The organism is Kinneretia sp. DJ1R-11, from assembly GCF_025717595.1.
Lineage (GTDB): Bacteria > Pseudomonadota > Gammaproteobacteria > Burkholderiales > Burkholderiaceae_C > Paucibacter_A.
The window spans coordinates 1-14,117 of sequence record NZ_JAJIRR010000007.1 but is presented as its reverse complement, the minus strand read 5'-3'; the positions used below and the strand labels follow the sequence as shown (position 1 = coordinate 14,117).

General features: G+C 68.8%; 10 protein-coding genes. 9 read left to right on the top strand and 1 reads right to left on the bottom strand.

Features of this window, described 5'->3' with window-relative positions; translation table 11 throughout:
• Nucleotides 1–26: 26 nt before the first annotated feature.
• The 7 genes from LNV23_RS13010 (at nucleotide 27) to LNV23_RS12980 (ending at nucleotide 10,040) form a co-directional block, all read left to right on the top strand.
• Nucleotides 27–854, top strand: a complete 828-nt coding sequence (locus LNV23_RS13010) for an alpha/beta fold hydrolase (protein WP_263563367.1) — start codon at nucleotides 27–29, stop codon at nucleotides 852–854.
• 27 nt (nucleotides 855–881) lie between these two features.
• Complete coding sequence (gene mutL, locus LNV23_RS13005; RefSeq protein ID WP_263563366.1) at nucleotides 882–2,810, top strand: DNA mismatch repair endonuclease MutL; 1,929 nt, start codon at nucleotides 882–884, stop codon at nucleotides 2,808–2,810.
• Between the two features lie 61 nt (nucleotides 2,811–2,871).
• Nucleotides 2,872–4,665 carry a pseudouridine synthase gene (locus LNV23_RS13000; RefSeq protein ID WP_263563365.1) on the top strand — a complete coding sequence of 598 codons (1,794 nt, stop codon included), beginning with the start codon at nucleotides 2,872–2,874 and terminating at the stop codon, nucleotides 4,663–4,665.
• Nucleotides 4,665–5,642: a tRNA (adenosine(37)-N6)-dimethylallyltransferase MiaA gene (gene miaA, locus LNV23_RS12995; protein ID WP_263563364.1), complete on the top strand. Its 978-nt coding sequence runs from the start codon at nucleotides 4,665–4,667 to the stop codon at nucleotides 5,640–5,642. The genes LNV23_RS13000 and miaA overlap by 1 nt, the downstream gene beginning before the upstream one ends.
• The gene (locus tag LNV23_RS12990) at nucleotides 5,639–6,307 is read left to right on the top strand and encodes an ABC transporter ATP-binding protein (RefSeq protein WP_263563363.1); all 669 of its coding nucleotides are present in this window, start codon (nucleotides 5,639–5,641) and stop codon (nucleotides 6,305–6,307) included. Before miaA ends, LNV23_RS12990 begins: the two co-directional genes overlap by 4 nt.
• Entirely contained in the window at nucleotides 6,304–8,886 is a 2,583-nt protein-coding gene (locus LNV23_RS12985) for an ABC transporter permease (RefSeq protein ID WP_263563362.1), read from the top strand. The genes LNV23_RS12990 and LNV23_RS12985 overlap by 4 nt, the downstream gene beginning before the upstream one ends.
• Entirely contained in the window at nucleotides 8,886–10,040 is a 1,155-nt protein-coding gene (locus LNV23_RS12980; protein WP_263563361.1) for a lipocalin-like domain-containing protein, read from the top strand. Before LNV23_RS12985 ends, LNV23_RS12980 begins: the two co-directional genes overlap by 1 nt.
• Nucleotides 10,041–10,070: 30 nt before the next feature.
• On the opposite strand, the gene LNV23_RS12975 is transcribed toward LNV23_RS12980, so the two are convergent.
• The gene (locus tag LNV23_RS12975; protein WP_263563360.1) at nucleotides 10,071–10,877 is read right to left on the bottom strand and encodes a GGDEF domain-containing protein; all 807 of its coding nucleotides are present in this window, start codon (nucleotides 10,875–10,877) and stop codon (nucleotides 10,071–10,073) included.
• A 280-nt stretch (nucleotides 10,878–11,157) separates the two neighbouring features.
• Between LNV23_RS12975 and LNV23_RS12970 the strand changes: the two genes are divergently transcribed.
• Nucleotides 11,158–13,347, top strand: coding sequence for an acetyl-CoA hydrolase/transferase C-terminal domain-containing protein (locus LNV23_RS12970; protein WP_263563359.1), 2,190 nt, complete (start codon nucleotides 11,158–11,160; stop codon nucleotides 13,345–13,347).
• 340 nt (nucleotides 13,348–13,687) lie between these two features.
• Nucleotides 13,688–14,035: a hypothetical protein gene (locus LNV23_RS12965; protein WP_263563358.1), complete on the top strand. Its 348-nt coding sequence runs from the start codon at nucleotides 13,688–13,690 to the stop codon at nucleotides 14,033–14,035.
• Nucleotides 14,036–14,117 lie beyond the last annotated feature (82 nt).

The window sequence follows — 14,117 nt, the reverse complement described above, 5'->3', positions numbered from 1 at the left end:
ACCGCCTCGCTGCCAACTTGCACCCCATGAATTCTCTGACCTGGATCCCCGTAAACGGCGCCCAACTGCCCTGCCTGCTCTTGCGCCATGCCAGTTCCGGCCTGCCGCCGCTGGTGTTTTTGCATGCTGGCGTCTGCGACCACCGGCTCTGGCTGCAGCAGCTGCAGGCCTTTGCGGTCGAGCGCACCGTGCTGGCCTATGACCGCCGCGGCTATGGCCAGGCTCGGATCGAAGCGGCTGGCGAGTATTCCCACTTGGCCGATCTCTGGGACGTGCTGGACGCGGCCGGCCTGAGCCGGGCGGTGCTGGTGGGCTGCTCCCTGGGCGGACGCCTGGCCCTTGAGGCTGCTCTGGACCGGCCCGAGCGTGTCGCCGGGCTCTTTCTGGTGGCGCCGTCGGTGACCGGAGGACCGGCCCCTGTGCTCAATGAACGCGAGCTGGCCATGGACGCTGCTGCCGACGCCGCCATGGATGCCGGGGATCTGGCCGCCGCCAACCGGGCCCTGGCCGCCTTGTGGCTCGACGGCCCCAGCAGCACCGAGGGTCGCGTCGGCGGCGCCGCCCGTGCCCTGTTTCTGGACATGGACGAACGCATGCTGCGCGCCACGCCGCCCGGCACGGCGCTCGAAGCCCCGACCATCTGGCCGCGCCTGGAGCACATCAGCGTGCCCAGCGAATTGCTCTGGGGTGACTTGGACCTCGGCTACTTTTTCCCGCGCTGCGAGGCCATGGTGACACGCATCGCCGGCGCCCGCCGCACCGTCCTGCCGGGCGTGGCCCACCTGCCCTCGCTGGAGGCGCCCGAGGCTTTCAACACGGCTTTGGCCGCCTTCCTGGCCACCTTGCCGTCTTGAGGGCCTGCCCCTTCTTACAATAGGCGCATGGATGTATCCGCCCCCGAGCCTTTCTTGTCTGCTGCACCGGCCCTGCCCTCGGCTCCGCGCCGCGCCATCCGCGAACTCCCCGATGAACTGATCAGCCAGATCGCTGCCGGCGAGGTGGTGGAGCGCCCGGCCTCGGTCGTGCGTGAGTTGGTGGACAACGCGCTCGACGCTGGCGCTGCGCAGATCCAGGTCAAGCTGATGGCCGGCGGCGTGCGCGCCATCGTGGTCGAAGACGACGGCCTGGGTATCCCGGTCGAAGAGCTGCCGCTGGCGCTCAAGCGCCATGCCACCAGCAAGATCCGCTCGCTGGACGAGCTGGAGTCGGTGGCCACCATGGGTTTCCGCGGCGAGGCTCTGGCCGCAATTTCCTCGGTGGCCGAGATGGCGGTGGCCAGCCGTTTCGAAGGCGCGGCCCATGCCCACCGCCTGGACGCCCGCTCGGGCGAGCTGGTGCCGGCCGCCCGCTCGCGCGGCACCAGTGTGGAGGTGCGCGAGCTCTTCTTCAGCACGCCGGCGCGGCGAAAATTCTTGAAGACCGACGCCACCGAGCTCGCGCACTGCGTGGAGTCGGTGCGCCGCCATGCCCTGGCCCGACCCGATGTCGGCTTCACCGTCTGGCATGAGGGCAAGCTGGTCGAGCAATGGCGTGCCGGCAGCTCGGAAGCGCGCCTGGCCGATGTGCTGGGTACGGAATTCATGGCCGAGAGCCGCGCGGTCTATGCCGAGAGCGGCCCGCTGCGCATCTACGGACGTGCCGGCCTGCCCGAGGCCGCGCGCAGCCGCGCTGACATGCAGTACGTCTATGTCAACGGCCGCTATGTGCGCGACAAGCTGATCGCACACGGCATCCGCTCGGCCTATGAAGATGTGCTGCACGGCCACCGCCAGCCCTGCTATGTGCTGTTCATCGAGATTGCGCCCGACCGGGTCGATGTCAATGTGCACCCGACCAAGATCGAGGTTCGCTTCCGCGACGGCCGCGAGATGCACCAAAAGGTGCGCTATGCGGTGCAAGACGCGCTGGCGACCTCGCGTTCGGCCGAGCCCGCCGTGAGCGAGGCGCTGGCGGCTCAGTCGGCCGCCGCCGAAGTGCCCGGCCATCGCCCGGTACCCGGTTCGCCGCCGGTTTGGTTCAATGCCACGGCCGCCGCTGCCGCGCGGGCCGAGGAAGCCCAGGCGCCGCTCTACAGCGGCACACCCAGCTGGCGCAGCAACAGCCAGGCCTCGCTGGGCCTGGCCGAAGTGGCGGCGCTGTACGGCCAGAGCGTGCCGGCCCAGGCAAGACCTGGCCCCCAGCCTTCCCCGCAGGCGCCCGCTCCGCTGTCTCCTTTGCCTGACCACGACTGGCCGCTCGGCCGCGCCATCGCCCAAATCCAGGGCGTCTATGTGCTGGCTGAGAACGCTCAGGGTCTGGTCATCGTCGACATGCATGCCGCCCATGAGCGCGTGGTCTACGAGCGCCTGAAGGCCAGCCTCGGAGCAGCGGCGATCGAATCGCAACCGCTCTTGATCCCGGTCACCTTTGCCGCCACGGCGCAGGAAATTGCCACCGCCGAAGCGCATGCCGAGGCCTTGAACCGCCTGGGTCTCGATGTGGCGCCGCTGTCGGCCAAGATGCTGGCGGTGCGGGCACGCCCGGCGGCCCTGGCCGGTGGCGATGTGGTGGAGCTGGCGCGCGGCGTGCTGGCCGAGCTGGCCCAGTTCGACGCCAGCCATGCGATCGAGCGCGCCCAGCACGAGATCCTGGCCACCATGGCCTGCCACGGCGCCGTGCGCGCCAACCGCCAGCTCAGCCTGGACGAAATGAATGCCTTGTTGCGTGATATGGAGCGCACCGAGCGCGCCGATCAGTGCAATCATGGCCGCCCGACCTGGCGCCAGCTCAGCATGCGCGAGCTCGACGCCCTTTTCCTGCGTGGGCGCTGAGGCCTTTTGGCAGCGCAGCCCACGATCGCTCTTTTCTCTTTGACGGAAACCCGGAGGCACCATGGCCACTTTGAAACTCAACAAGAAGACTGCAGGCCCGCCCGGTTCCAGCAACAAACGCAACGCCGATGGCGAACGGCGCGCGCCGATCCGCGGCAAGGGCGTGTCGCGCCCGCGCCAGAGCCTGGAGGCTGCCAAGACCGAGCGCGAGCAACGCCAGGCCCAGTTCGAGCAGCGCCGTGGCGAGCAAGACCGGCCCGGCCGCCCGCCCGAGCGAGCCAGTTTTGATCGCCCGCGTGGCGACCGCCCGGCGCCCCAGGGCGGCGGCTACCAAGGCGGCCCCGGCCGCGGCGGCCCGGGCCAACAGCGCCCGCCCGCACGCGACGGCTGGCGCAATGAAGGCCCACGGTTCGAGAGCCGGCACGAGGGTCGCAATGAAGGCCGCGGTGATGGTCGTGGTGAGGGTCGCAATGAGGGCCAGCGCTTCGACCCGCGCGGCGGCCCGCAAGGCCGGCCGGACTATCGCGATCAACGCGACCCGCGCGATTCACGTGATTCACGTCCGCAAGGCAGCGGCGGTGGCGGCGGCTATGGCCGCGACGAGCAGCGCCCGCGCTTTGACGATCGTCGCCCCGCCTATGGGCAAGGCCAGGGCCAACAGCGGCCCCAGTCGGGCGGCTACAACCCAGCTCAGCAACAACGCCATCCGAGCGAGCGCGGCGGCCCCGGCCCGCGTGAAGACCGTTGGCAAGGCCAGCGGCCCAGCTATGCGCAGGAGCCGCGCCGTGATGGTGACTTTGGCGGTGGCCGCGAAGCCAACCGCGAGGGCTACCGTGAACCGCGCCAGGACCAGCGCCGCGCCAGTGGCCCGCGCCCTGGTTTCGGCCAGGGGTCCCGGCCTGATGGCCAACAGAACAGCCAGCAGTACGGCCAGCAGTACGGCCAGCAGAACAGCCGGCCGAACGCCGCCCAGCACCGCGCCGGCGAGCAACTGCCCGCCCATCTGCGCGAAGCGGCCGCCAAGCTGCGTCGCCAGCTCGACGAAGGCGATGACGGCGACGACCGCGACGATGTCTTCATCGACGCCAACAGCGAAGGCCTGCGCCTGTCCAAGCATATGGGCGTGCTGGGCCTGGCCTCGCGCCGCGAAGCCGATGAATGGATTGCCGCAGGTTGGGTGCGCGTCGACGGCAAGCTGGCCGTGCTCGGCCAACGTGTCGCGCCCGACGTCAAGATCGAGATCGACCCGCTGGCCCACAAAGAGCAGGCCAAGCGCGTCACCATCCTCTTGCACAAGCCCATCGGTTATGTCTCCGGCCAGGCCGAAGACGGCTACGAGCCGGCCTCCGTGCTGGTCAAGACCGACACCCATTGGACCGAGGACAGCTCGGGCATCAAGTACCACATCGGCCACACCCGCGGCCTGGCCCCGGCCGGCCGCCTGGACATCGACTCCACCGGCTTGCTGGTGCTGACGCAAGACGGCCGCATCGCCAAGCTGCTGATCGGTGAGGATTCGTCCATCGAGAAGGAATACCTGGTGCGGGTCGAGTACCAGGGCCGCGACGGCGTCAAGAGCGAAGACGGCCGCTTGCCGGCCGAAGACCTGGCCCTGCTCAACCACGGCCTGGAGCTCGACGGCGTCAAGCTCAAGCCGGCCAAGGTCAGCTGGCAGAACGAAGACCAGCTGCGCTTTGTGCTGCGCGAGGGCCGCAAGCGCCAGATCCGCCGCATGTGCGAGCAGGTCGGCCTCAAGGTGGTGGGCCTGAAGCGCGTGCGCATCGGCCGCATCAATCTGGGCAATCTGCCGGTCGGCCAGTGGCGCTTCCTGACGCCTTGGGAGCGTTTCGACTGATGACGGCCCCGGCTTTTTCTCGCTTTCACCGGCCCATCTGCATCGCCGGGCCGACCGGTTCGGGCAAGACGGCGGCGGCCCTGGCCGCGGCCGAGTTCCTGCCGATCGAGATCATCAGCGTCGATTCGGCCCTGGTCTACCGTGGCATGGACATCGGCACGGCCAAACCGACGCGGGCCGAGCTCGCGTCCGTGCCCCACCATCTGATCGATGTCTTCGAACCGACCGAGGCCTATTCGGCCGCGCAGTTCGTGGCTTCGGCGCGGCGCTTGAGCGATGAGATCCTGGCGCGCGGCCATCTGCCCTTGCTGGTCGGCGGCACCATGCTGTATTTCAAAGCCTTGTTCGACGGCCTCAGTGAGATGCCGCAGGCCGATGAAAGCTTGCGCCGCGAGATTGATGAGCGCGCCGCCCGACTCGGTTGGCCGGCCCTGCACGCGGAGCTGGCAAGACTTGACCCCGCCACGGCAGCGCGCCTAGCTCCGCTCGATTCCCAGCGCATTCAGCGCGCGCTCGAGGTCTGCCAGCTGGCTGGCCGGCCGATGAGCGAGCTGCACCAGCAGCGCAGCGAGGGGGTCGATTGGCCCTTGATCTCGCTGGAGCCGAGCGACCGCGCCTGGCTGCACCGCCGCCTGGACCAGCGCTTCGAGCAAATGCTGCAGGACGGCCTGGTCGAGGAAGTGAAAGCCCTGCGCGCGCGCGGCGACCTGAGCCTGGACCTGCCGTCCATGCGCTGCGTCGGCTACCGCCAAACTTGGGAAGCACTGGACAGCGGCGATTTCAGCAGCCTGGCCGAACGCGGCAGCGCCGCCACGCGACAGCTGGCCAAACGCCAGATCACCTGGCTGCGCAGCATGCCGCAGCGCCAGATCGTGGCCTGCGACCACCCCCAAGCACAGATCCAGGTGCTGGCTCTGCTGCAAAAAATCCTGCAGGCCGATGCCGCGGAGCCCGTGCCCGCGGAGCCCGTGACATGACCGAGCTGCCGCTGCTGCTGGCCCGGGGCATTGCCAAGAGCTATGGCGCCACGCCGGTGTTCGCCGGCATCGACCTGCTCTTGCGGCGCGGCGAGCTGGTCGCGCTGCTGGGCGAATCGGGCTCGGGCAAAAGCACTTTGCTGAACTGCCTGGCCGGCCTGGACGAGGTGGACGCCGGCAGCATCCAGCTGCTGGGCCAGAACCTGGGCAGCCTGAGCGAAGGCGAGCGCGCCCGCCTGCGCCGAGCTCAGCTCGGCTTTGTGTTCCAGGCCTTCCATGTCCTGCCCTATCTGAACGTGCGCGACAACGTCGCCCTGCCGCTTTTGCTGCTGCAGCGGCCCGATGCCGAGCGGGTGCAGGAGATGCTGGAGGCGGTGAGCCTGAGCCATCTGGCCGAGCGCCTGCCGCGCCAGCTCTCGGGCGGCCAGCTGCAGCGGGTGGCGATTGCCCGGGCGCTGGTGCACAAGCCGGCCCTGGTGCTGGCCGACGAGCCGACCGGCAATCTGGACAGCCGCAGTGCCAGCGCCGTGCTCGACCTCCTGCTGGATCAGGTCCATGCCCAGGGCGCAGCCTGCTTGCTGGTCACGCACTCCGAGCGTGCCGCCGAGCGGGCCGACCGCTGCCTGCGCTTGGAAGACCTGATGATGAGCGCCCCTTCACCTTGAGCCCGCGCGCCCTGCTCGCCTGGCTGCGCTTCCTGTCCTGGCCGGCACTGCGTCACCAGGCCGGGCGCCAGGCCTTGGCCCTGCTGGCCATTGCGCTGGGTGTGGCCCTGTCTTACGGCGTGCATCTGTTGAACGGCGCGGCCCTGGCCGAGTTCGGCAGCGCTGCGGCCAGCCTCAATGGCCAGCCCGACCTGGTTTTGCGCACGCCTGGCGGCACCGTGCAGGAAGACGCTTATGCCCAGATCGCCGGCCTGCCCGAGGTGGCGCAGGCCTCGCCGGTGCTGGGCGGCCAGGCGCAAGCCCTGGATGCCAAGGGCCAGCCCTTCAACGTCACCGTGATCGGCCTGGACATGCTGCAGGCGGGGCCCATCAACCCCGATCTGCTGCCGCGCCTGGCCTCGCCGCTGGATGGGCTGGACCCGGGCCGCATCTTCCCCAATGCCGCGCTGCTGCGCCGCCTTGGGCCGGCCGGGGCCGAGGGTCAGGTCTTGCGCCTGCGCGCCGCCAGCCCCGACAGCGGCCAGGTGCAGAACCTGGAGCTTCGCATCGGCCCGAGCAGCCCGGACGGCGGTCCGCCGCGGGCGGTGGTGGACATCGCCGCCGCCCAGGTCTTGTTCGGCCGTCTGGGCCAGCTCGAGCGGGTGGATCTGCGCCTGGCCCCCGGTGTCTCGCCGAGCGAGTGGCTGGCCCGCCAGCGTCTGCCAGCGGGCTTGAGCGCCACGCCTCCGGCCGACGAGAGCGCGCGCCTGGGCCGCCTGACGCAGGCCTACCGCGTCAACCTCGGCGTGCTCTCGCTGATGGCCTTGTTCACCGGCAGCTTTCTCGTGTTTGCAGTGATTTCTCTGTCCGTGGCCCAACGCCTGCCGCAATGGGCGCTGCTCGGGGTGCTGGGCATGAGTGCGCGTGAGCGCTCGGCCCTGGTCTTGCTGGAGGGGCTGATGCTGGGCTTGCTCGGCAGTGCCCTGGGTCTGCTGCTCGGCTGGCAGTTGGCGGGCCTGGGCCTGCGGGTGCTGGGCAGCGATCTGGGCCTGGCCGCCATCAGCGGCGTGCGACCGGCCCTGCAGTTCAGTGCCGCGCAGCTGCCGGCCGCCCTGCTCTTCGGCGGCCTGGGCCTGGCGGTCAGCCTGCTCAGTGCCTGGCTGCCGGCCCGCAGTGTGCAGCGCATGCCGGTGGCCCAGGTGCTCAAGGGTTTGGGCCAGCGTTTGAGCGAGGGGCCGCCCGTCTGGCTGGGCCCGGCCCTGCTGGTGCTGGGCCTGGGTCTGGCCTTGCTGCCGCCGATCTCTTGGCCCGCGGCCCTGGCCGGGGTTCCGGTCGCCGCCTATGCCGCCATGCTGGCGGTGCTGGCCGGCGGCATGGCCTGCGTGCCCGCCTTGCTGCGCCTGAGCCTGGGGCTGCTGGCCTGGAGCCGGCCAGGGGCGAGCTTGTTGCTGCTGCGTGAGCGCGCCCGCGACCAGGCCGGCGAGGCCAGCCGGGCCCTGGCCGGCGTGCTGGTGGCACTGAGCTTGTCGGTGGCCATGCTGGTGATGGTGGGCAGCTTTCGCGATTCGCTGAACCAGTGGCTGAGCCAGATGCTGCCGGCCGATCTCTACCTGCGCTCGGCCCTGCGCGGCAGTGCCGGCCAGCAGGCACCCCTGCCGCCGGCCCTGGTGGACGCGATACGGGGCAGCGCTCAGCTCCGCGATATCAGGCTGCAACGCAGCCAGCAGGTCTGGCTCGACGGCATGCCGGTCGGGGCCGATCCGCTGGACCTGCAAGCGCGTGAGCTCGATGAGCAGAGCCTGCCCCTGGCCGGCGCCCTCGCGCCCGCGCCGGCGGGCCAAACACGTTTAACCCCCATCTACATCAACGAAGCCCTGCGCGATGCTCAGGGCCTGCGGCCGGGCCAGACCGTGCAGCTGCGCCTGCAGCCGGGCGGGCCACCGCTGCCCGTGTTTGTGCGCGGCGTCTGGCGCGACTATGCGCGCCAGAGCGGCGCGGTGCTGATGCCGCTGGCCGCCTACCGGGCCTGGAGTGGCGACCTGCGCGTCACCGAGCTTTACCTCTGGCTGCCCCCGGGTGCCGACCCCAAAGCCAGCAGCGAGGCCTTGCGTGCCCTGGCCGCCGAACCGCAGGATCTTGAGATCGCCGCGGTCAGCGAGTTGCGCGCCATCTCTTTGCACATTTTCGACCGCAGCTTTGCCGTCACCGTCTGGCTGCAGGCCGTGGCCTTGGCGATCGGTCTGTTCGGCATCGCCGCGGCCGCTTCGGCCCAGGCCCTGGCGCGGCGGCGCGAGTTCGGCCTGCTGCTGCATCTGGGCTTCACGCGCGCCGATGTGCTGCGATTGCTGGGCCTGGAAGCCCTGCTGCTGTGCGGCGTTGGCGCCATTGCCGGCCTGGCCTTGGGCCTGGGCCTGAGTGCGGTGCTGATCTGGGTGGTCAACCCGCAGAGCTTTCACTGGAGCATGGACATGAGCCTGCCCGGCTGGCGCCTCGCTGCCCTGCTGGCCGCCGTGTTCGTGGCCGGCGTGCTGGCCTCGCTCTTGGCGGGCTACCGGGCCGTGGCCCAGCAGGCGGTGCAAGCGGTCAAGGAGGATTGGTGATGCAGGGCGAGCCAGGCGACTGGGTGCCGGGCCGGCGCGCCTGGCTGATGCAAGCGGCAGCTTTGGGCCTGCTGCCGGGGGCGAGCCTGGCGCTCGATTCGACCGGCGCCGTGCGCCCTGCCCGGCTGAGTTTTCCGCGTGACTTTGGCGCTCACCCCGAACAAGCCATTGAATGGTGGTATCTGACCGGCATCCTGTCGCGGCCGGGCCGCTCGGAGCCGGAGTTCGGCTACCAGCTGACCTTCTTTCGCCGGCGCGGCCCGGCGGCACCCGAGCACCCGAGCCGGCTGGCCGCGCGCCAGCTTTTGCTGGCCCATGGCGCGCTCAGCGATCTGCGCCCGAGCGGACGCCTGCGCCACGATCAGCGTCTGGGCCGCGCTGTCGCCGGCCTGAATGAGGCCAGCGAGCAGGACTGTGCCGTCCGCATGGCCGACTGGCGCCTGGCCAGGGTGCCGGGCTCCGGCCCGGACCGCTACCGGGCCGCTCTGAGCAGCCGCAGCGGCGGTTTCGCGCTGCAACTGGAGCTGCAGGCCAGCCAAGCCCTGCTTTTGCAGGGCGACGGTGGCTTTTCTCGCAAAGGGCCGCAGCCCGAGCAGTTCAGCCATTACTACAGCCAGGTGCAGCTGCTCAGCCAGGCGCAGCTGCAGCTGGACGGGCAGGTCTTGAGCCTGCAGGGGCGCTCCTGGCTGGACCATGAGTGGAGCGAGCATCTGCTGGGCAAGCCTTCGGACGCTGGGGCAGCTGGCGCGGCAGCGACTGAGAGCGCCATCGGCTGGGACTGGGCCGGCATCAACCTCGGCGACGGCGGTGCGCTGACCGTGTTCCGCCTGCGCCGCGCCGACGGCAGCACGCTCTGGAGTGGCGGCAGCTGGCGCCGGGCCGATGGCAGCACGCTGACCTTCGCGCCTGAGGATGTTCAGATGCAGGCGCTGCGCCACTGGGACAGCCCGCGTGGCGGCGCTCCTTACCCGCTGGAATGGCGGCTGCGCACACCGCAAGGCGAGCAGCGCCTGCGCGCCCTGCTGGACGACCAGGAAATCACCGGTGGCCTGCGCTACTGGGAAGGCGCGGCCGAGCTGCTCGACGCCCAGGGCCGGCGCAGCGGCCTCGGCTATCTGGAACTGACCGGCTATGCGGGAGCGCTGCGGATTTGAGCTCGGCCCGTACGGCCGGTACTGAGCGCTTCAGGCCTGCAAGGCGCTGAACGTTCCCGGCAGCAGGCCCGGGCCGGCGCGCACGCAGTTGCGGCCCTCGGCCTTGGCCAGGTGCAAGGCCTCATCGGCCTCATTGAGCAAGTCGTCGAGGCCGACGTGGCCACTCTTGAGCACGGCCACGCCGATGCTGACGCTGACCGGCACCGGGTGGGCATTCCATGCGAAATCCATGGCCAGCACGCGCTCGCGTATGCGTTCTGCGACATCGAGCGCGCCGAGTGGGTCGGTGTGCGGCAGGAAGAGCATGAACTCCTCGCCGCCGTAACGGCACAAGACATCGGCCTGGCGCAGGGTCTCTCCGCTGACCTCGGCCACCTGGCGCAGCAGCATGTCGCCACAGGCGTGGCCAAAGGCTTCGTTGATGCGCTTGAAATGGTCGATGTCGATCAGCACCAGGGCGCAGGGCGTCTGGTAGCGCCGGGCCAGCGACCATTCCCGCTCGACCAGGCTGAGGAACTGGCGGCGGTTGCACAAGCCGGTCAGGCTGTCCCGGGTGGCATAGCGGGCGGTGAAGCGCAGGGCCCGGTCGAGATGGGCCAACAGAGCCAGCACGCAGGCACTGAACACGGCCGCCAGGGACAGGCCGCAGAGCGCCGCGACCAGGGCCGCCGTGGGCCGGTCACCGCGCCCCAGCAGGGACACGACCAATTGCGACAGCGCCACGCAGACCAGGGTGATGAAGGCGCAGAACAGCCAGTGCGCCGGGCGCGGTCCGAGGCGCCGCAGGGCGCTGCGCAGGGGCGGCAACCAGGCCGGCAAGTCCAGGGGCTCGTGCATAAAAGGCGAATGAGGAACGGGTACGTCGACAGCAGGTCTCGGTGCAGCCGGGCATTTCAGCACAGGCCAAGGTGTGGGCGCACAGCGCCCCCCGCAGGCCCGGGGGAGGACTATCCCGCTTTTTGAGGGGCAAACGCCGCTTTTGTGGCGGACTTGCTGAATGTCAAGATCACCCTTGGCAGTGGGGGCGAAACTGTGGCACGGGCGATGGTGGGCTTTCACGGCCACCCAAGACCTGCCCCAAAAGACGAGCCATCAAGAGGCCGGACAGGAGACACGATTGAACAAGAAGAGCCAAGGTCCGGAAACGGACGAGGCCGCGGCGGCGGCAATTGCAGTGGCGCAGCCTGTGCTGCTGACGGATGTGGAGGCGGCGGTGGACGAGATCCTGCGCCGCCTGCCCGGTGAGATCCGGCTCGCCCTGCCCCTGGGCGTGGGCAAGCCCAACCCGCTGCTGAACGCGCTCTACCGGCGTGTGGCGGCGCAGCCTGAGCGCCGTTTGCACATCTACACCGCGCTGTCGCTGGAGCGGCCCAAGGGCCGCACCGAGCTGGAGCAGCATTTCCTGGCGCCTCTGGTCGAGCGGGTGTTCGCCGACTACCCTGACCTGGCCTATGTGGCGCCACTGCGCGCCGGCCAGTTGCCGCCCAATATCTCGGTGCAGGAGTTTTTCTTCAAGACCGCCGACTACCTCGGCAACGAGGCGGCACAGCAAGGCTTCATCTGCACCAACTACAGCTTTGCCGTGCGGGACATGTGCAGCCAGGGCATCAATCTGCTGATGCAGGCGGTGGCCACGCGCCGGAACCCGGAGACCGGTGAGCGCGAGTATTCCCTGTCCTGCAACCCCGACCTCAGCTTCGATCTGCTCGAGCACCAGGCCGGAATCGGGCAGCCGGTGCTCAGCGTGGCCATGGTCAACGAGGCCCTGCCCTTCATGCCCGGGCCGGCCGTGGCCGACGCCGGCTTGTTCAGCCTGCTGCTCAGCGGGCCGGGCTGCAGCCACAGCGTGTTCGCACCGCCCAATGCCGCCATTTCCTGGGCCGACTACGCCATCGGCCTGCATGCCTCCAGCCTGGTCAAGGACGGCGGCACGCTGCAGATCGGCATCGGCTCGCTCGGTGACGCCATTGCCCAGGCCCTGATCGTGCGCGAGACCCGCAATGCCGACTACCGGGCCATCTTGGCTGGGCTGTCCGGCTGCAGTCCGTCTGACCCGCAGGCAGGGCGCGAGCTGGGCCGCTTCGAGCAGGGCCTGTACGGCTGCTCTGAGATGTTCGTCAACGGCTTCATGCGCTTGATCGATGCCGGGCTGATCCGCCGCTTGGTGTTCGACGATCTGGATTTGCAAGCGCTGGCCCTGGCGGGCCAGCTGGGCCCGCAGCCCGAAGCGAGCGTGATCCGTGCACTGCAGGAGCGCGGCCGCATCGCTTCGCCGCTTCGCCTTTGCGACCTGGAGTTTCTTCAGGCCCAGGGTCTGCTGAAGCCCGAGGTCGAGCTGCAGGCCGATGGACGGCTGGCCTATGCAGGCCAGCATTGGCCGAATTGCAGCGAGGCCATGGCGCCCGAGTTGATCGGCCCGGCCTGGCGACGGGCCACGCTGATGCACGGCGGCTTCTTCCTCGGCCCGCGCGATTTCTACCAACGCTTGCGCGAGTTGCCCGAAGGCCTGCGCCAGCGCATCGCCATGACGCGCATCCACTTCATCAACGAGCTCTACGGCGACGCCCTGGGCTCAGAAGCTCTCAAACGCGCGCAGCGCCGCGATGCCCGCTTCATCAACACGACGATGAAGATGACGCTGCTGGGCGCCGCCTCGTCCGATGGCTACGACTCGGGCCAGATGGTTTCGGGCGTGGGCGGTCAGTACAACTTCGTCGCCATGGCCCATGCACTGAAGGGGGCCCGCTCCATCCTGCTGCTGCGCGCCACACATGACAACGCCCAGGGCCTGAGCAGCTCCATCGTCTGGCACTACGCCAACTGCACCATCCCGCGCCATCTGCGCGACATCGTCGTCACCGAGTACGGCGTGGCCGACTTGCGCGGCTGCAGCGATGCCGAGGTGATTGCCCGCCTGCTGCAGGTCTGCGACTCGCGCTTCCAGCAGGGCTTGATGGACGAGGCCAAGGCCCATGGCAAGCTGCCGGCCGACTACCAGCTGCCAGCCTCGGCCCGGCGCAATCTGCCCGAGGCCTTGCGCGAGCAGCTGCGCCCCTGGCGCAACTGCGGCGTGCTGCCCGATTTTCCCTTCGGCACCGACCTCAGCGACGAGGAAATGCAGATCGTGCGCGCGCTCAAAAAGCTCAAGCACGCCAGCCACCACCCGGTCGAGCTGGTCAAGCTCATCGTCAAGAGCCTGGGACCGAAAACCCCGGTGCCCGAGGCCTGGCTGGAGCGCCTGGGCCTCAATGAGGCGCACAGCTTCAAGCAGCTGTTTCTGCGGCGGCTGTTCTCGAGCAATCTTTGAGACTGGGGTGTCGCGGCGCTGGGCATCCGAAACGACAGCCGTGGGCCGAGGCCACCGAAAAGTGGCCACCCATTTCAGTCGTGAGACGTCAAAGCCGCCATGATTTGATGGCAATATGCGGGCCGGCCAATCACTTGCCGATGCCATGCGTACCGGGCATGTTTTTGTAACAAGCGCGGCTTTTGGTGTCTTAATTAATGAACCAGGAGAGGCAGTCGTTTGGACAAAAAACCTAACCCCGACAAGCACTTGCCTGGCTTTGCTCGCAGTCGGTTATTACGACACTTGCCGTGATATACGGCGTTAGCTATCGATATACAACACGTTAGGCGCCATTTCAATGGATGACGACTTCCTCATTGATCTTGTGGTTCCTAGCGGACTGTCTTCGCTCGCGCCACTGCTTATCCAAGCTCCGTTCTCAGTTGCGATTGAGCGGCAGGGTGAGGCAGATATGCTGATTCAAACCGCAGTGTCACAAGTAGCGGGCTTCTGGTTGAGCAGCACATCGGGCAGTGTTCAGCACTACGAATGCTCCGTCTGCCGCTCGCACCCAGGCCCGCCGGAGGAAGTACTGTTTGCGCTTTCTCGCCTGTTCATCCAAGCTGGTCTATCTCATCGCATTGCCCGCATCATCATCGACTTGAATGAAGAGCAAGAACTTATCTCCTATGCCGGTGGCGCCTAACCCCTCATTCAACGGGACGCCTTACGGCGCCCGTTAATTCGAACGTTGAGGCTGTAAAAAAACTCCCCACCGGGTCCTCCCT